16 protein-coding genes are annotated in these 19,316 nt (G+C 64.2%); 10 read left to right on the plus strand and 6 right to left on the minus strand.

The window, feature by feature from the left end; translation table 11 throughout:
* Positions 1-6 precede the first annotated feature (6 nt).
* From C7438_RS01730 to C7438_RS01745, 4 genes are all read left to right on the plus strand, one after another.
* Positions 7-1,332: a glutamate-5-semialdehyde dehydrogenase gene (locus C7438_RS01730; RefSeq protein WP_121443618.1), complete on the plus strand. Its 1,326-nt coding sequence runs from the start codon at positions 7-9 to the stop codon at positions 1,330-1,332.
* Positions 1,333-1,502: 170 nt separating this feature from the next.
* Positions 1,503-2,354, plus strand: coding sequence for a delta-lactam-biosynthetic de-N-acetylase (pdaA, locus tag C7438_RS01735; protein ID WP_211322011.1), 852 nt, complete (start codon positions 1,503-1,505; stop codon positions 2,352-2,354).
* Positions 2,355-2,622: 268 nt separating this feature from the next.
* Positions 2,623-4,791, plus strand: coding sequence for an acetate--CoA ligase family protein (locus C7438_RS01740; protein ID WP_434963941.1), 2,169 nt, complete (start codon positions 2,623-2,625; stop codon positions 4,789-4,791).
* The gene (locus C7438_RS01745; RefSeq protein ID WP_121443619.1) at positions 4,775-5,899 is read left to right on the plus strand and encodes a DRTGG domain-containing protein; all 1,125 of its coding nucleotides are present in this window, start codon (positions 4,775-4,777) and stop codon (positions 5,897-5,899) included. The genes C7438_RS01740 and C7438_RS01745 overlap by 17 nt, the downstream gene beginning before the upstream one ends.
* Before the next feature lie 130 nt (positions 5,900-6,029).
* On the opposite strand, the gene C7438_RS01750 is transcribed toward C7438_RS01745, so the two are convergent.
* Positions 6,030-7,220: a VLRF1 family aeRF1-type release factor gene (locus C7438_RS01750; RefSeq protein WP_121443620.1), complete on the minus strand. Its 1,191-nt coding sequence runs from the start codon at positions 7,218-7,220 to the stop codon at positions 6,030-6,032.
* A 160-nt stretch (positions 7,221-7,380) separates the two neighbouring features.
* Here C7438_RS01750 and C7438_RS01755 point away from each other — a divergent pair, with 160 nt between their 5' ends.
* Complete coding sequence (locus C7438_RS01755) at positions 7,381-8,727, plus strand: replication-associated recombination protein A (protein ID WP_121443621.1); 1,347 nt, start codon at positions 7,381-7,383, stop codon at positions 8,725-8,727.
* Positions 8,724-9,323 (plus strand): nuclear transport factor 2-like protein, encoded by a 600-nt coding sequence (locus tag C7438_RS08980; protein ID WP_147401959.1) that lies wholly within the window; start codon positions 8,724-8,726, stop codon positions 9,321-9,323. The genes C7438_RS01755 and C7438_RS08980 overlap by 4 nt, the downstream gene beginning before the upstream one ends.
* A 150-nt stretch (positions 9,324-9,473) precedes the next feature.
* Here C7438_RS08980 and C7438_RS01765 read toward each other — a convergent pair whose 3' ends face one another.
* Positions 9,474-10,910: an MBL fold metallo-hydrolase gene (locus C7438_RS01765; protein ID WP_170143475.1), complete on the minus strand. Its 1,437-nt coding sequence runs from the start codon at positions 10,908-10,910 to the stop codon at positions 9,474-9,476.
* 184 nt (positions 10,911-11,094) lie between these two features.
* Here C7438_RS01765 and motA point away from each other — a divergent pair, with 184 nt between their 5' ends.
* The 3 genes from motA (at position 11,095) to C7438_RS01780 (ending at position 13,524) form a co-directional block, all read left to right on the plus strand.
* Entirely contained in the window at positions 11,095-11,934 is an 840-nt protein-coding gene (motA, locus tag C7438_RS01770) for a flagellar motor stator protein MotA (RefSeq protein ID WP_121443624.1), read from the plus strand.
* Entirely contained in the window at positions 11,909-12,754 is an 846-nt protein-coding gene (locus C7438_RS01775) for a flagellar motor protein MotB (RefSeq protein WP_121443625.1), read from the plus strand. The genes motA and C7438_RS01775 overlap by 26 nt, the downstream gene beginning before the upstream one ends.
* Positions 12,755-12,879: 125 nt before the next feature.
* Entirely contained in the window at positions 12,880-13,524 is a 645-nt protein-coding gene (locus C7438_RS01780) for an NUDIX hydrolase (RefSeq protein ID WP_211322012.1), read from the plus strand.
* A 36-nt stretch (positions 13,525-13,560) separates the two neighbouring features.
* Here the strand turns inward: C7438_RS01780 and C7438_RS01785 are convergent, their stop codons facing one another.
* The gene (locus tag C7438_RS01785; protein WP_211322013.1) at positions 13,561-14,322 is read right to left on the minus strand and encodes an MgtC/SapB family protein; all 762 of its coding nucleotides are present in this window, start codon (positions 14,320-14,322) and stop codon (positions 13,561-13,563) included.
* 464 nt (positions 14,323-14,786) lie between these two features.
* Here C7438_RS01785 and C7438_RS01790 point away from each other — a divergent pair, with 464 nt between their 5' ends.
* Positions 14,787-15,269 carry a DUF309 domain-containing protein gene (locus C7438_RS01790; protein WP_211322014.1) on the plus strand — a complete coding sequence of 161 codons (483 nt, stop codon included), beginning with the start codon at positions 14,787-14,789 and terminating at the stop codon, positions 15,267-15,269.
* 76 nt (positions 15,270-15,345) lie between these two features.
* Here C7438_RS01790 and C7438_RS01795 read toward each other — a convergent pair whose 3' ends face one another.
* From C7438_RS01795 to cybH, 3 genes are all read right to left on the minus strand, one after another.
* On the minus strand, positions 15,346-16,149 hold the full coding sequence (locus tag C7438_RS01795) for a patatin-like phospholipase family protein (RefSeq protein ID WP_121443626.1): 804 nt from the start codon (positions 16,147-16,149) through the stop codon (positions 15,346-15,348).
* Positions 16,150-16,242: 93 nt separating this feature from the next.
* Positions 16,243-18,231: an acetate--CoA ligase gene (locus C7438_RS01800; RefSeq protein WP_121444042.1), complete on the minus strand. Its 1,989-nt coding sequence runs from the start codon at positions 18,229-18,231 to the stop codon at positions 16,243-16,245.
* A 229-nt stretch (positions 18,232-18,460) separates the two neighbouring features.
* The gene (gene cybH / locus C7438_RS01805) at positions 18,461-19,306 is read right to left on the minus strand and encodes a Ni/Fe-hydrogenase, b-type cytochrome subunit (RefSeq protein ID WP_170143476.1); all 846 of its coding nucleotides are present in this window, start codon (positions 19,304-19,306) and stop codon (positions 18,461-18,463) included.
* Between the last annotated feature and the right edge of the window lie 10 nt (positions 19,307-19,316).

Here is a 19,316-nt window from a genome sequence, read left to right on the forward strand (position 1 = left end):
GAAGCCATGGACCGCTCCGCATTCGGAGAAGCCGAACCCTCCCTGGAGGAAAAGCGAGAGGCGCTTCTCGCGCTTCTCCGGGAAGTCAAGGCCACGTCCGCGGTCCTCGCCCGGGCCGACCACGCCACGCGGCAACGCGCCCTCGCCGCCATGGCGGACGCCCTGGAAGCCGACCGAGACGAGATCCTCGCGGCAAACGCCGAAGATTTGCGGCTCGCAGAGGAGACGGGTCTCGACGCACCGCGCAAGGAGCGGCTCACCCTCAACCCCGGACGCATTCGTGCCATGGCCGACGGGCTTCGCGCCCTCGTCGACCTGCCCGACCCGCTCGCCCCGCGCGGGGAAATGTGGACGCGGCCGAACGGCCTCCTCATCGAACGTGTCCCCGTGCCGCTCGGCGTAATCGCCATCATCTACGAGTCGCGCCCCAACGTCACCGCCGATGCGGCGGGATTGGCCATAAAGAGCGGCAGTGCCGTCGTCCTGCGGGGAGGACGGGAGGCACACCACTCCAACGCCGCCATCGCCGCAAGCCTGCAAAAGGGCCTGCGCGCGGCGGGACTTCCGGAAAAGACCGCCGTCGTCGTCCCTTGGACGGATCGCGAGCTCGTCGAAGTGGTGCTTACCGCCCGAGGGCTTGTGGACCTGGCCATCCCCCGCGGCGGTCACGGACTCATCCAGTACGTCGTGCGCACCGCGCAAGTTCCCACGCTCGAGACCGGCGTGGGGAATAACCACCTTTTCGTGGACCGGTCGGCAGACTTCGCCAAGGCCACGCGGATCGTCGTCGACGCCAAGACGGATCGCCCCGCCGTGTGCAACGCCTTGGAGACGCTTCTCGTCCATCGGGAGATCGCCGAGGCGTGGCTTCCCGAGGCCGGACGAGCCCTTGTCGACGCGGGCGTCGAACTCAGGGGGTGCCCGGAGAGCGTGCGCATTTTGAGGGCGCACGGTATTCCTGTGCGCGAGGCGACGGAGGAGGACTGGGAGACGGAGTACCTCGACCTCATCCTCGCCGTGCGCGTGGTCGGAGGTCTCGACGAGGCGCTGGCCCACATCGCCCGCTACGGGACGGGACACTCGGAGGCGATCGTCGCCGAGGACCGGGAAACGGCGGAAGCCTTCCTTGCGGCCGTAGACGCCGCGGCGGTGTACCACAACGCCTCGACGCGCTTCACGGACGGCGGGGAGTTCGGCTTCGGCGCAGAAATGGGGATCTCGACGCAAAAGCTCCACGCCCGCGGACCGGTGGGGCCGCGCGAGCTCGTGTCCTACAAGTACGTCGTCCGGGGAAACGGTCAGGTGCGCGGCTTTCGGGCCCAAGACCGCTGACGTAAGCTCCTTTCGGGGGAACCGAACCTACGGGCGGCACGTGCGTGCCGCCCGTTTTTCGTGTTGAGCGCTTTCCGCGCCGGCCGGCATCACGGATTTCCCGGAATGGAGGCCCTTCCTTTGGGAGAACGTATGGGTGGTCGACGCATACCCGAAAGGAGGGGACTTGGGTGAGGGAGTACGTGTACGCGGGGCGGGGGAAGGCCGGACGCAGGGCCTGTGCGGGCGTACTCGCCGCTCTTTTCTTCGCCTTTGCCCTTGCTTGGGTATCTCCGGGAAAAACGGGCTACGCGCTTTCCTCCGAAACAAGCGAGGCTGGCGATCCGGGAATCGAAACCTTCAGCTGGGGGTTTAAAAAGGCAAAGGGAGGAAATCCGCCTTCCATCGACGAAGAAGGTTTTCGGGAGCTCGTGGAACGCTTCGGTGCGCGCTTCTACGATCCGTCCGGGAAAAAGGTCGTCTACCTCACCTTCGACAACGGGTACGAAAACGGGTACACAGCCCGGATCCTCGACGTCCTGCGGGAAAAGGGCGTTCCGGCCGCCTTCTTCGTCACGGGGCACTACGTGAAGTCGCAACCCGAGCTCGTCCGCCGCATGGTTCGGGAGGGGCACATCGTCGGAAACCACTCCTACCACCACCCGGACATGAGCCGCATGAGCGCGGCGGAAATCCGCGCGGATCTGGAAAAGCTGAACGCCGCCGTACGCGAGATCGTGCCGGAAGCGGAAATTCGGTACTTCCGTCCTCCTCGCGGGATCTTCGACGAAAAGACGCTGGCGACGGCGCGCGACCTCGGCATGACCACGGTCTTTTGGTCGATCGCGTACAAGGATTGGGACACGAAGGTCGTACACGGAGGCGACTACGCCGTGCGCCAGGTCCTCGAGCAACTGCACCCGGGAGCCGTAATCCTCCTCCACAGCGTGTCCCGCGACAACGCAGAAGGTCTGCCTCGGATCATCGACGAGGTACGCGCGCAAGGGTATACCTTTCGCTCGCTCGACGACTGGGGGAAGTGAGCCGCTACCCGGCGTTCGTCGCTCACTCATTCAGCCGGGAGAAGAGAGCCGCCCCCGACCGTTAGGAAGCGAGTCGCACCGGGCACCCGCGCCGGTGAACAGGCGCACGTACGCGGGCGAAGGCGAGACCTTCGCAGAGGGCGAACGGAGAAAGAACCTCCCGAGCGCACGACGGGGTGGGGAAGGGAGCCTGGCAATGGAACGTACGGGAAACGCCGTTCGGGAACGCGGGACGCCCGCGCTCGACGTGTTCTTTCGGCCGCAAGCTGTGGCCGTAGTCGGCGCGTCGCACGTCCCCGGAAAGATCGGGCACATCGTCGTACGGAACCTTCAGGAGAGCGGCTACACCGGCCGGATCGTACCCGTGAACCCAAAGGGCGGCGAAATCCGCGGCCTTCCCGTGGCCCAAAGCCTCTCCGAGGCCGCGGCGGAAGGGCCGATCGATCTCGCCGTCGTAGCCGTACCTGCACCCGCCGTTGTGGACGTAGCCGAAGAGGCGGGGCGCGTGGGGGTGCGGGGGCTCGTCGTTCTGAGCGCCGGCTTTCGCGAGACGGGACCCGAGGGGGCGCGCCGCGAGGCGGCCCTCTTGAAGGTCGTTCGGCGCCATTCCATGCGCCTACTCGGGCCCAACGTCGTAGGGGTCGTGGACACCCACACGCCGCTTAACGCGACGTTTGCCGAAGGCTTCCCCAACCGCGGGGAAGTGGCCTTCGTCTCCCAGAGCGGGGCCCTCCTCCTCGCGATCCACGACTGGGCGCGCAAGGAGGGCATGGGCTTTTCGCGCTTTCTGAGCCTCGGAAACAAGACCGACGTGGACGAATCCGACGCCCTGGCGGCGCTTGCGGAAGACCCGAACACGCGGGTGATCCTCCTCTACCTCGAAGACGTTCGGGACGGGAGGCGGTTCCTCGAGGCGGCCCGCCGGGCCGTGCGGGAAAAGCCCGTCGTCGTCCTCAAGAGCGGCCGAAGCGACGCGGGCGCCCGCGCCGCCGCCTCGCACACAGGGGCGCTTGCGGGTTCCGATCGCGCCTACGAGGCAGCCTTCCGCCAAAGCGGGGTCCTGCGGGTGAATTCCCTGGAGGAGCTCTTTGCTGCAGCGTGGGCCTTTTTGTCTCCGCGATACCCCAGGGGGAAAAAGGTGGCCGTACTCACGAACGCGGGCGGCGGGGGCATCCTGGCGAGCGACGCCCTTGCGGCGCGCGGGCTGGAGCTTTCCTCCCTTTCCCGAGATACGATCCGCGAACTGCGCGAGACGTTGCCGCCGGAGGCGAGCGCCCTCAATCCCGTAGACGTCCTGGGGGACGCCCGTGCGGATCGCTACGCACGGGCGGCGGAGGTCCTCGCCCGCGATCCGGAGACGGACGGCATCCTGGCGATCGTCTGTCCGACGGCGACGGCCGAGCCGGAGAAGACCGCCCAGGTCCTCGCGGAAACCGCCGCGCGTTTCGACCTCCCCCTCACCGCCGCCTTCATGGGCGGAGAGGCCATGGAGGCGGGGGTGCGCCGTTTGCGGGAGGCGCGGATTCCTGTCTACGCCTTTCCCGAAGCCGCGGCGGAAGCGTGGGCCCGCCTCGTCGCCTACGGGGAATTGCGCACGCGTTCGCAAACGCCGACGCTCTGGGATTCCCCTCACCGCCACCGACTTTTGGGGGAGGGGGACGTCCGTCGGGCGGAGGAGGTCTTTGCCCGCGTGCGCGCGGAAGGACGCCGCGTCCTCCTCTCGAGCGAGGTGCTCGAAGTTCTCGCCGCCTTCGGAATTCCCGTAGCGCCTACGCGCCTCGCGCGCACGGCCCGAGAGGCGGCGGCGATCGCCGAGGAGTTCGGGTACCCCGTGGCGCTCAAAATCGCCTCGCCGGACATCCTCCACAAATCGGACATTGGCGGTGTACGCCTCGGACTGGCTGACGCAGGTGCGGTGCAGAGGGCCTTTCGCGAGATCGTGGACGCGGCGGCAGCACACGTCCCCGACGCCTTCCTCTACGGCGTCGAGGTGCAAAAGATGCTTGTCCGCGGCCACGAGGTGTTCGTAGGCGGAATGCGCGATCCCACGTTCGGCCCGCTTCTCGTAGCCGGCATGGGCGGAGTATTCGTCAACCTCCTCGAAGACGTCGCCTACCGACTCGTCGAGCCGCTCACGGAACGCGACGTGGAGGAGATCTTCCGTGAAACCCGCCTCTATCGACTCCTCCGGGGATTTCGCGGAGAGCCGCCGGCCAACCTTGCGGCACTTCACCGGATCGTCGCCCGGGTAGCCGAGCTCTTGCGGGAGCTCCCGGATGTCCTGGAGCTCGACCTCAACCCCGTATTCGCCTCTCCGGACGGGGCGTGGGTGGTCGACGCCAAGCTCACGCTCCGCGAGGAGCGAGGGACCGCCCCGTCCCCGTCAGGGGCGCGAAAACCAGAAGGGGGAGCGGAAAGCGATGGACCACGAAGTTGAGACGCAGACGCCGGAAGGAAAACTTCCCCGCGTCCGACGCCTCCTCGTCTTGGGGAGGCCAGGGAGCGGCAAGACGGCCTTCTTGTTGGGCACGGCCCTCTACCTGAGGGAGCGGGGGATCGCGGTTCGCTACCTGAAACCCGTCGGCTTCGCCTTCGGCGGCGAAGGGGAGGACGCCGACGCCCTTCTCATGGGGCGCGTGCTGGGCCTGTCCGAACCGCCTGCGGCGCTTGCTCCCCTCGTGCTCGGCGTACACGCCTTTGCCGGCGACGTCGAAGAGTTTGCGCGAAAGGTCGAGGAGATGATCGCCCGGGTGGAGGCTTTGGGGCGAGATGCCGGATCGGCCGTCCTCCTCGCCGACGGTCCAGGGCGGCCGTATCGGTTGGCGGCCTTCGGCGGCGATTCCCTCGTCTTGGGCGAAAGACTCGGGGCGCACCTCGCGTACGTCGTTCGCCCGAAGGACGGCGACGATGCCTTAGACGAGGCCGTCTTTACCCTCGAGCGCGGGCGAGAGCGCGGGCTTCCTTGGGCGGGGATCGTCTTTTCCGCCGTGCGGCCGCACGAAGAGGCGCGGATCGAAGAGGTCTACCGGCCGATCTTGGCCCGCAGGGGAATTCCCGTCCTCGGTTCTGTTCCGTACACGCCAGCGCTCAGCGCCCCTACGGCGCGCGTCTTTGCCTCCGTTCTCGGCGGCAAGGTATACGAGACCGGTCCCCTCGACCGTCCCGTGGAACGCGTGCTCGTAGGCGCGATGACGCCCGAACGGGCCCTCGCGTACTTCCGCCGCTTTTCGAACGTCGCGGTGATTACCGGCGGCGATCGCACCGACCTCGCCGCCGCTGCCTTGGAGGCGGACCTGTCCCTCCTCATTTTGAGCGGGGGGATCGAGCCCGACGTGCGCGTGCTCGTGCGTGCCGAAGAAAAAGGCGTCCCCGTCCTCCTCGTGGACGAGGACACCTACACCGTGGCGCGCAAGGTGGAAGAGGTGTCGCGCGTGCTCGACGCCGACGACAAAGAGGCGGTGGAGACGGCAAAGCGCGTCGTGGCCCAAACCTTGGGTCGCTCCCTCGACGCCCTCTTCGGGATTTTCCCGGGGGAAAGGTCGTAGCGGTTTGCCGGCCGAGGGGTTGGGCCGCCTCGAAAACGTAAAACGTAAAGAAAGAAAGGGAGCTCGGAGCTCCTCCGGAGCGCCCGCAGAAGGCGCACGGAAGGGGCGATCTCTTGGCGTTCGGAGTGTTTTAGGCGTAGCGCAGCGTGGCGGCTACGCCGCCGTACGGTGCGAGCCTTTCCGCCGCCCGTCCCGTGACGAGCTCCACTTCGGTGTCGTGGAGGTAGGCTTCGCGCAGCAAAGAAGTGGCAAAGGAACGTTCCATGAGGGCTGTCCCGCAGTACGGGCAGGCGGCGAGCTGTGTGAGCTCGGCGTCAAAGTACGTGCCGCATGTGGGGCAGACACGTATGTTTCCCGTGATGGGCCACGCGGCGAGCACGGTGTGTGCCCGGCCGAGGCGGACGGCGTTGAGCACGTTTTCCCGCCCGGCGTCGGCACGGCCGTTTTTGTGGAGCTGCTCCAAGGTTTGTTCGACGAGACGATACTCGTGTTCCCTCTCCGCCCGTTCGAGGACGGGCTTGGCAGCGAGGAGGATGTCGCGCTCCGGAGCGCCCACGCCGATGCTCAGGCCTTCCGCGAGGATTTTCTCCCGCGTCTTCGGGTGCAGGACGTCGAGCAGGAAGGAACGCGCCCGCTCTTCGCCCCCAAGGAGGACGAAGACGGGATCTTCGTGGGCGACGAACCGCTCCAGCCTTTCCGCGACATCGCGCCAGAAGCGCTCCACGTGGGCGTCGACACGTCGGTCGAAGACGTCGCTGAAGCTCCCCTTTACGACGCGCGCCCCGTGGGCTTCGAGGATGGGCGTCGAGCGCACGTCGTATTCGGGGAATTCCGATGTGTCGATGTAGAGAAACTCCTCCTCTACGGATTCCGTGAGGCCCAGTTGCACGGTGAGGAAACGCGCCTGCTGGTGGTCGACGAGGACGATTCCGGCGCGGGCGTACTCCTCGAGAAGCCAAAGTAAGGGGACGACGGCAGGAGTCCCGTAGTGGACGAAGTTTTCCCTGAGACGCGCCTGACAGGAGCACTCTTCCTCCCAATCGCGACCCTGAAAGAGGACGTACGTCCGCCCGGTCGGGCGGAGAAGCTCTACGTGTTCGATGAGGCGTTCGACTCGCTCTTCGAGCTCCTTGTGTTCGTCCTTCGGGAGGATGTCCGCAAAAGAACGGACGAGGTCGCGCAGCGCCGTCTTCGCCCAGACTCGGTATGCGGGGTTGGCGCGGGCGTTTTCCGGCCGCGTTGGATCTACGTCCAGGTAGAGGGACAAGACGTCGCGTCCCGGGTACGTGAGGAGCTCGCGGATCCTTTCGCGCGAAAGCATCGTACTTCACCTCCGCCTCTCGATTTGGGTCACGGGGGGTCGTCCACTTCAAGCCCGAACCTCTGCGGAATTGCCTTCTCCTTTAAGTGTACCGTATCCTAGGAACTGGATGGTGCTTTCCTCGCGTTTCCGCGGCGAGAGCGGCGAAAAGGTGAAGACCATGGACCTCTTCGACTTTCGCGAACCCGAAACGGAGCGCATTCCCTTGGCCGAACGGCTTCGTCCGCAGACGCTCGACGAGATCGTCGGTCAGGAGCACATCCTCGCCCCGGGGAAACTCCTCCGGCGGGCGATCGAGGCCGATCGCCTCACTTCGCTCATCCTCTACGGCCCCCCCGGCACGGGAAAGACGACGCTCGCCCGGGTAATTGCAGCGAAGACGAAGGCGCGCTTCGTTTCGCTGAGCGGGGTAACGGCGGGGGTGACCGACCTCCGGCGCGAGATCGACGCCGCCCGCGAAGAACTCCGCCTCTACGGACGGCGCACGGTGCTCTTCGTCGACGAAATCCACCGCTGGACGCGGGCGCAACAGGACGTCCTCCTCCCGTTCCTCGAGGACGGGAGCCTGATCCTCATCGGCGCGACGACGGAAAATCCGTTTTTTGCCCTGCGCGGCGCGCTTCTCTCTCGGTCGCTCGTCTTCGAGCTTCGCCCCCTCTCCGAAGAAGCGTTGCGGACGCTCGCGGAACGCGCCTTGCGCGATCCCCGAGGGCTGGGCAAGCTAGGGGTCGAAATCGACGCGGACGCCCTTGCGCACCTCATTCGCACGTCGGGAGGAGATGCGCGGCGCTTTTTGAACGCTCTGGAGCTCGCCGCCCTTACCGCCCGCGTAGGCGAAGGCGGGACAGTGCGCATTACCCTGGCGGATGCCGAAGAGTCCGTCCAACGGTCCGCCGTGCGCTACGACGCCGACGGCGACGCCCACTACGACGTCGTGAGCGCGTTCATCAAATCCATCCGCGGCTCCGATCCCGACGCAGCCTTGTACTGGCTCGCGCGCATGCTCGACGCCGGAGAGGACCCCCTTTTTATCGCCCGGCGCCTCGTCATCGCCGCAAGCGAAGACATCGGGAACGCCGACCCCCACGCGCTCCCCCTCGCGGTAGCGGCCTTCGAAGCCGTGGAACGCATCGGCATGCCGGAAGGAAGAATCCCCCTCGCCCAGGTCACCGCCTATCTCGCCCTCGCCCCGAAGTCGAACTCGAGCTACCGCGCCATAGGCGCCTACCTCGAGTGGATTCGCGAACACGGAGCGGCGGAAGTTCCACCGCACCTTCGCGACGCCCACTACTCCGGCGCAAAACGTCTGGGCCGTGGAGAAGGGTACCTCTACCCCCACGATTACCCCGACCATTTCGTCGTTCAGGAGTACCTTCCCCAGGGCGTGCCCCGGCTCTTCCGTCCAGGAAGCTTAGGGTGGGAAGGTCGAGCGGCCGAACTCCACACCCAAAGATGGGGAAGCCCCGAAACCACCCCAGAAATTAAAGGAGGAAAAGCGGGAGAATGAGCGCTTTAGAAGCGAGCAGAAACCGCCGGCGGCGTGGCCGTTCGGCCGTTTTCGCCACCCTCTTTTTGACAGGGATTCTCTTGCCCGGGCTTATGTCGGGATTGGGAGGCTGCGGCACTTCCGGGCAGGAAGGGAAGTCCGCCGGCCCTTCTCCGAGCACTTCGGCCAAATCCCCCGCTCCTAACGCACAACCCACGCCGAGGTCTGGAAACGGCGGGGAGCAGGGGGGATCCTGCCCGCAGATCCTCGAGCGTATGATGAAGGAATACGAGTTGCGAAACGAGGTGGACGACCTCGTCCATCGCCTGTTCGAAGCGATGGCCCGCGGCGATCTCGGCACCGCGCGCACGCTCGTCGCCCCGGGCGTGGAGGTTTCTCAAGGAAAGATTGCCTTCCAAGACGTCCAAGGGCGAAAGCTCGAATACACCTTCCCCAAGGAGGAGTGCCTCCGCCTGAGGGGGTATACGTTCTCCCCCGATCAGTCGCGCGCCGAGCTGAACTACGAAAACCGACGTTCCGAAGGGCGATTTGCGGAGATCTACGTCACCGTAGTGCGGGTAGGCGACGGCTACCGCGTTTCTGAGATTCTCCAGTAAAAGGCGTCGGCGGCCAAGGCCTAAAAACTCCGGCAATCGTCACGGAGGCGAAAGACACGTCTGTCCGCATGTGCGGCGCGTAGGAAAATGGGTTCGGAAGCGGCAACGTTCCCACGGCGCAGAGTAAGGCCCCTTCGCCCGAGACGGCCGTCAAGGCACGATATCCTTCGGACCGTAAGGAACGCGGTGTTCGGGCAGGAAGGTGTGGGGGAAGATTTCTGCGTAGCGCTCGGGGTTGTAGGTGTGCACGGGGACGAGACGCTTCGGTGCGATCGCCCGCACGATTTGAAAGAGGTGGTCGGGAACGGCGTGGCCGTTTGCGTGCAGGAGTTCGTAGCGGAAGCCGCTCGCCTCGATCGCCTCTCGCCACGGGCCATAGGCAGGATTGTGCGGGCCGTAGGGCATCCCGTCGCTGTGGAAGAACACCCCTTCGGTCCCCGCCAGATCAAGGGGGAGGGCGGGGTACGTGCAGGGAACGTGCACGAAAAACTCCTGCGGAGAGGCGACGAGGTCGGCCAAGTCGACACGGGGGATCTCTCGCGGAAGGGGGAGGAGTCTCGCCTCCTCTGCTTCGCCGTCCGGTAGGCGTAGTACGGCGAAGTCCCTTCTCCCCGTGAGCGCAAAGAGGTACCGTGCGGCCTTAGGACCCAAAAGCGCCTTTCGCCCGAGCGTCTTGGCGAGGTTTACGTAGAGGAGGAGGCGCTCCGCGTCCCGGACGTACGTGTGCACGAGGACGGGACCCCGGACGTCCGCTGCAACGTCGGCAAGGCGTTTCGCCAGTGCGCTTTCGAAGGTCGGAGCGCGGCGTAGAGCCTCTTCTTCGCGTTCCGGCGGAAGTGAGGTCCCCTCGAGGAGTAGGAGGTCGGGACGAAAGGAGCGCGCCTCGGCGACGAAGCGGGCGGTTTTTTGCGGGTTGCTTCCGTGCAGCCGAAGGTCGCCGCTGTAGACGAGCCGAAGGTCTGGCGTCTCGAGAAACAGGGCCGAGGCCCCGGGGACATTGTGGTCTACGGAGAGTACCCAAAAGCGGATGTCGCCAATGCGAAAGTTCCGCTCCTCGGGCATAGGGACAACCGTTTCGTGATCGTCCGGGGCCCCTTCTTCGGCAAGTCCGGAGAGGGCGAGTGCCTTCCACACGCGCAGGGATTCCTCGCTCGTGTACACCGGTACCTTGGGATGAAGCCAGGGAAGCCCGGACGTGTGGTCAAGGTGGAAATGGCTAATGAAGACGGCGGTTTCTCCGCTCCACTCTTCGTAGGGTACGGGGGATCTCTCCTCGCGACCGAACGGTGTGGGGGAGGGGGAGGCGTCGTCCTTCGAGTAACCGCTTCCATCTATACGCAAGGGCAGAAGGAGGTCTTGTCTGCGGTACACGCCGTCGAGCGTGGGGAGCCTTCGAAGGAGGAGGAGGTGGCGCAAAGAAGGCTTTTGGCCGTCGGGAAAGAACTGGGCCTCTGCAAAAGCCTGAGCAGGGCGATAGGCCGAACCGAAGTCGAAGAGGAGGCGGGCTTCTCCGTAGCGAACTTCCACGACGGTGCCGCCGATTTGCCGCAGTCCGGCGTGAAAGACGATCTCTGTCTCTCGAGGCAATGCGGTACGCTCCTTCCTGAGAGGGATCCCCACGACCATTGTACCGTATCCTGTGCGGGAACCAAGGCGCGGAGGAAACCCGCGGCTAAATCTTTTCGGCCTTCCCGCCGATCTCAAACAAAGAGGGACCGTTCGGACGTTCCCTCGCCACCACCTCACGGGCACGGGAAAAGGGGGAGGCGCCGTGGAGATTTCCACCGTGCTGGGACTCATCGTCGCCGTCTTCGCCATCGGGTACGGGGTGATCCTCAAGGGAGTCCCCATTGGGGCGCTTTTTTCCAACCCCGCCGCCTACTTGATCATCATCGGCGGCACGGTGGCGGTTACGCTCAACGCCTTCACCATGGACGAGCTCAAGCGCCTCCCGCAGCTCCTTCGCTTCGTCGTCATGGGGGTCCGTTTCCCCGACGAAAACAAGCTCATCGACCGGTTTATGGAGTGGGCAATCATCGCCCGGCGCGAAGGCATCCTCGCCCTCGAAGCGCACGTCGAAGAAGTCGAAGACCCCTTCCTCCGAAACGGGCTCAAAATGGTCGTCGATGGGCGGGACATGGAGTTCATCCGCGACGCCCTCCTTCAGGACATTCAGGCCATGGAAGAGCGGCACGCCCGCTACGCCTCGATTTTTTCCCAGGCGGGCACCTACGCGCCCACGCTCGGCGTTCTGGGGGCCGTCGTCGGCCTCATCGCCGCCCTCTCGCATATCGACGATACGAGCAAGCTCGGCGCGGCGATTGCCGCCGCCTTCATCGCCACCTTCCTCGGAATCTTTACGGGGTACGTTCTCTGGCATCCCTTTGCCAACAAACTCAACGTCCTCACCAAGCGCGAGGTGGCCCTCAAACTCCTCATGCTCGAGGGAATCCTGTCTCTGCAGGCGGGGATGTCGCCGACGAACATCGAAGAGAAGCTCGTCGTCTTTCTGCCCTTGAGTGTGCGCGCCGCACGGGAGCGGGAAAAGGAAGCGGCAAAGCGGCGGGGAGTGGAGGTGAAGGAGGGTGAAGCGGCCGGCATCGCGCGGTGAGGAAAACGGCGGACACTCTACGAGTGAGCTTTGGCTCATCCCCTACGCCGACCTGCTCACCCTCCTCCTCGCCCTCTTTATCGTCTTGTTTTCCGTAAGCCAGATCGACAACAAGCGTCTCGCGGCGCTCAGCGAATACTTTTCCCTTGCCCTGCAAGGCGGGCCGGGCGTCCTCCAAAACACGCACGTCCTTCCCCCCGCGCAAACTCCCGCGCTTCCCCCTTCGCCCCACGGAGGGAAACCCGATGCGGGGCCGGGAGCGCCCGCAGGAGGGGGCGGAGAAACGGTCTCTCCCGAGGAAAAGGAGCGGCTCGAGCGGATTCTTACCGAAGAGCGGCTTCTCCGCGGAATCCAGAGCGAAGTAGAGAAATTCGCCCAAGAAACGGGGCTGGAGGGCGAGTTTTCCGCGCAGCTTACGGAGGAAGGGCTCCTCCTCTCCATCGGGGAAAAGGCGTTGTTTCCTTCGGGCAGCGCCGAGCTTACGCCTCAGGCGAGGGAGGTGGCCCGCCGCGTCGCCCAACTCCTGGAACGCGTGATGCCCCGAGAGGTGATCGTTGCGGGGCATACGGACAACGTCCCGATCAACCGCCCGCCCTTCTACTCCAACTGGGAGCTCTCGGCGGCGCGCGCCGTAAACTTTCTCAAAGCCCTCTTGACCTACGGACCGTCCCTCGATCCGCACCATATGCGCGCCGTGGCCTACGGGGAGTTCCGCCCGGTGGCCGACAATGCGACGGAGGCCGGAAGGGCGAAAAACCGGCGCGTCGAAGTCCTCATCCTGCGCCAATACCCGCCGGAAGGGGGAGGGGGGAGCCGGTAGCTTCCCCTTTCGCCGGCTACCGAGAGGGCACCCGGAGGAGTGGAGTTTTCTATGCCCTTAACAACCCGGAGCGATCGCCTTAGGCGGCGTCCTGTGGTAGGATCGTCCCGAGGGGGGATGGGCCGGTGCACGAACGCGAAGCACAGACGCGACAGGGGATAGAGGAAGCGAAAAGCCGCACCGCCGAGGCAGGGGAAGGCGGAGTCCACCCCGCATCCGAAGGCGCGTGCCCGGAAATCACCTTGGAACGGCGCGAAATGTACGCTGGTAAGATCGTCCGCGTCGTCTTGGACCAAATCGAAAACTGCCGCGGCCACCGCTCGACGCGGGAGATCGTCGTCCATCCCGGAGCCGTTGCGGTCCTCGCCCGCACGGAAGAAGGAAAGTTTCTCTTCGTGAGGCAGTACCGAAAGCCCGTAGAACGCGACCTCCTGGAAATCCCGGCGGGAAAGCGGGAAGAAGGGGAAACGCCGGAGGTCACCGCCGTGCGGGAACTGCGGGAAGAAACGGGATACGGCGGCGGGACGTGGACGTACTTGGGCAAAATCTACACCTCGCCCGGCATGTTGAGCGAAGGGATCGACCTCTACTTTACCGATGCCGTCCATCCCGTGGGCGTCACTCCCGACGATCCCGACGAGATTTTGCGCGTCGAGCATCTCGACGCGGAAGAAATTCGCCGCGCCGTTCTTCGGGGAGAACTCGTGGACGCCAAAAGCCTAGCCGCCCTCGCCTTGGCGTCGCAAAAGCTCGGCCTCGACATTTTGTGAAGAGGGAGCTCGGAAAGCCGGAGCGGCCGGTGTTGCTCAATCTTCGCGCGCGTGTTCACGCGCATACCAGCGCACGCGGCGGACGTCCGGGTCAGCGGCAATGCGTTCGGCGACGCCCTCCATGGCCCGACGATCTTCTTCGTTGGCGTGGCGGATCTCCGCTTCGATGACCACGAGTTCATCGGGGGAGGCGAGGGGCGGAGAAGGTTCCGCACCGGGACTTCCCCCCGCGACGTAGGGCATGGTCTGAAGGGAGAGAAGGCGCAGGCGTTCGCGTGCAAGTTCTTCGATGATTCTGAGTCTCAGTCGGTACTCTTCTTTGGCGCGGCACACGACCGTCAACACGAAGGCGACGTCGAGGTCTGTGGCTTCTCCGAGCGGACGACGGTCGATGTAGGCGCCCAGGGGACGCAACACCACGTGCGTGAGGACGACGAAGGCAGCAGCCAGCGCAGCGTAGCTCGTAAAGCCCCAACCGGCAAGAACGCCTACGGCGGCGGAGGCCCAAAGGGTCGCCGCCGTATTCAGTCCGCGCACGTTGAAGCCTTCGCGCATGATCACTCCAGCGCCGAGAAAGCCGATGCCCGACACGACGTAGGAGGCGATGCGCGTCGGGCTCGTGTCCCCAGGTACGAGTTCGGAAAGCGACACGAACGTCGCCGATGCGAGGGCGACGAGGGCATTCGTCCGGAGTCCGGCGCGGCGCTGGCGCCATTGGCGCTCAAAGCCGATCATCGCGCCGAGGAGCACGGCCGTCCCGATGCGAAGGGCAAACTCACCGAGCGTCACGGCGATCACCGTTCCTAGCATATCGGTTTGCCGGAGTTTCGGCAATGCGAACCCCAGGGGTTTTTTGCTGCGTATGGTAAACCCCAAGACAGAGGAGCACGGTCGTTCCGATGCGGCGAGTGCGGGAAACAGGTTCACCGAATGCCGCGCTTTGGCGTTTCCTTCGGGCCTGCGTCCGCACTCCAATGTCCGATAAGAGATATTATGTAGACTAAAGCGAGAGCGAGGCCACCCCCAGAAGCCGTACGCCGCGCATCGCGCGGATGGCCGCAACCCTCCGTCCTTGAAGGGTTCGTCGATCCGGGCATATTCTAGACTCCAAGGATTCTTTCCCCCACGATCCCGCAGACGTGCCGGAACATGCGCGCGTTGAGATCCAGTCTTCCGACCTTTTCCTTAGCCCCTATATAGCCCCTATAGCCCCGACTCCTCCACGTAAACACGCGTGAAGTACCGCTCGGGAGGAATGCGCGGTGCCGAACGAATTGTGGGACGAGCTTCCCCGACCCCTCCGGGAATTCTTTTGTCTGTATGCCAAAGGCGAGTACTTCGACGCCCACGAAGTTTTGGAGGACTTTTGGCTCGAGGAAGGACGGGATCCCCTCCTCCAGGCGCTCATCCAGGTGGCCGTCGCCTACTACCACTATGAGGCGGGCAACGTCGCGGGAAGTCGTGCGCTTTTCACCTCGGCGTTGGGCTACCTCGAACGCGCGGAAGAAAGTCGGCGTCGCCTTCGGCCGCTCCCTTCAGAAACCCCTACAACTGCTCCGGATGACGCAAGGGCTCCGCATCCCTACGGCCTTCGCATTCCGGACATCGTCCGCGCCATTTCGGAATTGCTTCCCCATCTTCCGGACGTGCGCCGTCTTCCCCTCGAAGAGGTTCAAAAGGCACCCTTGCCCAAGGTGGAATTCTCCCCCGGGGGTGTCCCTTGCGCTTCCTTTTGCACTTCGTAAATGCGTTTGCGGACGCGTTTCTCCCTTTGCAAGGTTTCCAAACGCGCGCAATCGGTCCACCAAGGGGCCTTTGTCGTTACCTCTTTTTCAGAGCCTTGATCCTTTGGATCTTCTTTCGGATCACAGGAAGCGCCCGCACGGCGGCCTCCCGCCCCCCCTCGAGAAGCCGTTCCGGATCGTCCACGAAAAGCGTGGAACGTACGCCGTTAAGGCTCGGTTGGATGAGCACATCTACTTCGCGGTTCTTGCACCGAATGAGGTGGTGTCCGGAAATCTCCATCGTGCGGACCAATACGTCGTACACGTGGCGGATGTTCCGCACGGGAGGTGCGGGAGAAACGTCCACACCGATGCTGAGATCTACAGACTCCCTCTCCAAGGCTTCGGCAGGCACGCGGGCAACGACGCCGCCGTCGACGAGGACATAGGGGCCGTAGAATACAGGCTCCAAGAGCCCGGGAAGGGCGATGCTCGCCCGCAAAAGGAGAGAGGCGGGGCCCTCGCGGAAGACGACGAGTTCCCCGCTTTTCAGGTCCGTGGCCGCGATATAGACCGGCAAAGGAAAGTCGGCGAGGTCGCGGTCTCCGAATACCTCTGCAATCGCCTTAAGGATCTTTGTGCCGCGCAAAAGTGCGTAACGCGAAGGCCGAAAGTCGAGAAACTGCCTTATATCCGTTTGACGGTACAGGGAAAAAATCTCACGAGGGGAACGGCCATCGGCGTACAGCGCAGCTATGAGCGCTCCCACGCTTGAACCCGCAATGCAGCAAACGGAAATCCCGGCCTCCTCTAAGACCTCGAGGACACCGAGGTGCGCGAGTCCGCGTACGCCTCCCGCGCCGAGGACGAGTCCGATGCGAACGTCTCCGAATTCCCCCACACGGATTCCCCCACACCCCCATGCCGTTCCGCATACAGGAGTGATGAAACGTAGGTCTATCTATTCGTATTTTTAACAGCCGGCAACCTCGCTTTAGAGGTTCTGCGACCAAGCGTCCCGGAGCCGGGCCAGCCGTTCGATGGAATCCGGGTTGTCAAGCGAGGTCAGATCGCCGCGGATCTCGCCCGCAAGGAGGAGTTCCTTGAGGAGGCGGCGCATGATCTTCCCGCTTCGGGTTCTGGGAAGCGTAGGAACGATCGCCACGCGCTTCGGTTTTGCGTAGCTTCCCACGCTCCGCGCGACGCGCTCGATGAGTTCGCGCTCGAGCTCCTCAGAAGGGGTGTACCCCTGGCGCAAGACGACGAAACCAAAGGGCATCTCCCCCTTGATCGCATCGGGCACCCCGATTACCGCGGCTTCTGCAACTGCCGGATGCTCCGTAAGCGCGGCCTCGAGCTCCATGGTCCCAATCCGATGTCCCGCAACGTTGATCACGTCGTCTACGCGCCCGACGACCCAGTACATCCCGTCGGCGTCGCGTACCGCCGCGTCTCCTGTGTAATAGTACCCCGGAAAACGGCCGAAGTACAGGTTCCGGTAGCGCTCCGGTTCCTTGTAAAGCGTACGCGCGAGGGACGGGAAAGGATTCTTGAGGACGAGGTACCCGACTTCTCCCGGCGGAACGGGCCTGCCCTCGTCGTCAAGGACCTCTCCGAGGTACCCGGGCAGGGCGTGCCCCGTAGCCCCCGGTTTCGTCGCGGTGATGCCTACGATGCTGGAAGCCCACGCCGTGCCGGTTTCGCTCTGGCCGTACGTGTTGTTCACAAAGGCGGATTTCCGGCCGAGCACCTCGTAGGCCCAGGTAAAGGTCTCCGGATCGAGCGGCTCACCTACCAGGGCGATGACCTCGAGGAGCTCATTTCCGTGGATCCACTTCTCCCCTTCCCTGCGGAGCATGCGCAAGAGCGTGGGGGCCGTGAAGAGTTTGTTCACCCGATACCGTTCGAGGACGTCGTAGAACCTCCCCGGATTGGGGCTGTCCGGCGCACCTTCGTACAGGACAAGCGTAAGTCCGTGGGCGAGACCACCGACGACGCCGAAGATGGGGGCCGTAAGCCACCCTACGTCCGCCGTCACCCAAACCCGATCGTCGGGGCGCGGCGCGAGGCTCCACTTCACGTTGGCGTACGTGCCGAGGAGAAAGCCGACGCCGCTGTGGACGAGCCCTTTCGGTTTCGAGGTCGTACCTGAGGTGTAGATCACGAAACCGGGGGCGTTGGCCTCTACGGGGACGGGATCGAAGGCTGCCGGGACGCCAGAGACGAAGTCTTCGTAGGCGATGTCGCGGACGGGGTCCATGGACAGGTCGATTCCAAAGCGTCGGAAGACGACCACGCGTTCGACGCCGAGCCCGTCTATCGCCGCATCGAGTGTGGGTTTCAAGGGAATGAGCTTGCCGCGGCGGATCGTCGCGTCAGCCACGAGGACGACCTTGGGAGAAAAATCCCGCAGGCGCTCGCGCACCGCCTCGACGGAAAATCCGGCAAAGAGCACCGTGTACACCGCCCCCAAGCGGTAGGCGGCGTGGATCGTCACAAAGGCCTCGGGGATGTTGGAGGCAAAGAGGGCGACGTGATCTCCGGGCTTTACGCCGGAATCGGCAAGCGCTCGGGCGAGCCGTACCGTAGCTTCGTAGAGGTCCTGGTAGGTCCAAATTTCGCGGTGCCCGTCCTCACGTTCGTAAAAGAGCGCCACCTTGTTCCGCGCGGCTGGCAAGTGGCGGTCGATGCAGTTTACAGAGACGTTCGTAAGACCCCCGGAGAAAAAGCGAAAGTCCGTAAAGGTTCCCTCGAACGCCTTGGTCCATCCGGCAAACCAATGCAGTTCGTGGGCGATGCGTTCCCAATAGGCGACCGGATTTTCCGCGGCTTCTTGCATGAGCGCCTGCACTTCCGCCTGCGTGAGACCGAACGCCTCCTCGCTCTTTTTTCGCAGCTCCTGCGAAGGCGGAATGAGCGGTTTCCCTACGTGCAAAAGGCGGGCCTCCCGATATGCCTCCAACGGACGATCCTCGATGCTCATCTCCGTCCCCCTCCCGGGTTTCGAACCTTCGAGAAACAACGCTTCCCGAAACATTCGCACGAAACCGTGTGTTCCGCAACCTTAGTACCAGGTTTTAGTGGCGGGATTGCCCTTTACTTTAGCCGATCGTCGAACCCAAGTCAAGGAACCGGAAAAAGAAATCGGCAGGGAATTTCCCTGCCGATTCTGGGGCTTGCGCGGCCACGAGATCCGGGGGCTTCGGAATCCTTTAGTTCCGCAAGGCTTCGGAAGTTTCCACGGGGACGTCGAGCTTGCGACCGAGCTCCTCCGCAACCGCCTCTTTGGGGGCCGTCTTCCAGCCGGTGAAGATCGAGCTCAAGGTGCCGGAGCGCTCCATGAAGTCGTCGCGGATCGCCATGTACACGTGGACCATGACGAAGATCATGATGAGCCATGCGACGACGTGGTGAATCGAGCGAATCGTGAACGCATCGCCGAAGACCTTAAACTGCCAGGAGACGAGCTTCCCCCACGTGGTATCGAGCTGCGGTTCGAAGAGCATGAAGAACCCCGTGAGCACCATGATCAAGGACATCACGCCGAGGGCGTAGTAGCTGAACATGGCGAGCGGGTTGTGCCCTACGTAGTGACGCTTGCGGTTAGGCAGAAAGAGGTAGAACTTGAGGGTTTCCCACATCCCCGACCAAAATTCCTTGGTGAACGGATTTTCCGCCGCGTAGCGGTTCCCCCAGATGAGCCAGTACAACCTGCCCACCCACGCGACGGCGAAGACGAATCCGGTGATGAAGTGGACGATCCTCACCCACCCCATGAAAAAGTTCGCCGCCTCGCCGGGAATGAGGGGGACGGGAAACACGAATGGGTTGCCGATGTACACCCCGGTAGCGAAAAGGGTGAAGATGGAAAAGGCGTTGATCCAATGCCACACGCGGACGGGGAGTTCCCAGACGTAGACGCGCACGTAACCGTCACCTAAATCTTGTACCACGGGGCGGCGGTGTTCGGGAACGCCGGGAGCGGCGACCCGCCGGCGTTCCCCGCCCTCGTCTGCGCGACGGTGAGCCCGCTCCCGTGCCTCGAGCTCGTAAGCCACGGCGGACCCT

The sequence above is a fragment of the Brockia lithotrophica genome (assembly GCF_003633725.1).
Lineage (GTDB): Bacteria > Bacillota > Bacilli > Thermicanales > DSM-22653 > Brockia > Brockia lithotrophica.

Excerpts from the sequence above, each read along its gene's own strand:
- C7438_RS01800 (WP_121444042.1), bottom strand. The coding sequence starts at position 18,231 with ATGAGCATCGAGGATCGTCCGTTGGAGGCATATCGGGAGGCCCGCCTT.
- C7438_RS01750 (WP_121443620.1), bottom strand. The coding sequence starts at position 7,220 with ATGCTTTCGCGCGAAAGGATCCGCGAGCTCCTCACGTACCCGGGACGC.
- C7438_RS01745 (WP_121443619.1), top strand. The coding sequence starts at position 4,775 with ATGGACCACGAAGTTGAGACGCAGACGCCGGAAGGAAAACTTCCCCGC.
- C7438_RS01755 (WP_121443621.1), top strand. The coding sequence starts at position 7,381 with ATGGACCTCTTCGACTTTCGCGAACCCGAAACGGAGCGCATTCCCTTG.
- C7438_RS01730 (WP_121443618.1), top strand. The coding sequence starts at position 7 with ATGGACCGCTCCGCATTCGGAGAAGCCGAACCCTCCCTGGAGGAAAAG.
- C7438_RS08980 (WP_147401959.1), top strand. The coding sequence starts at position 8,724 with ATGAGCGCTTTAGAAGCGAGCAGAAACCGCCGGCGGCGTGGCCGTTCG.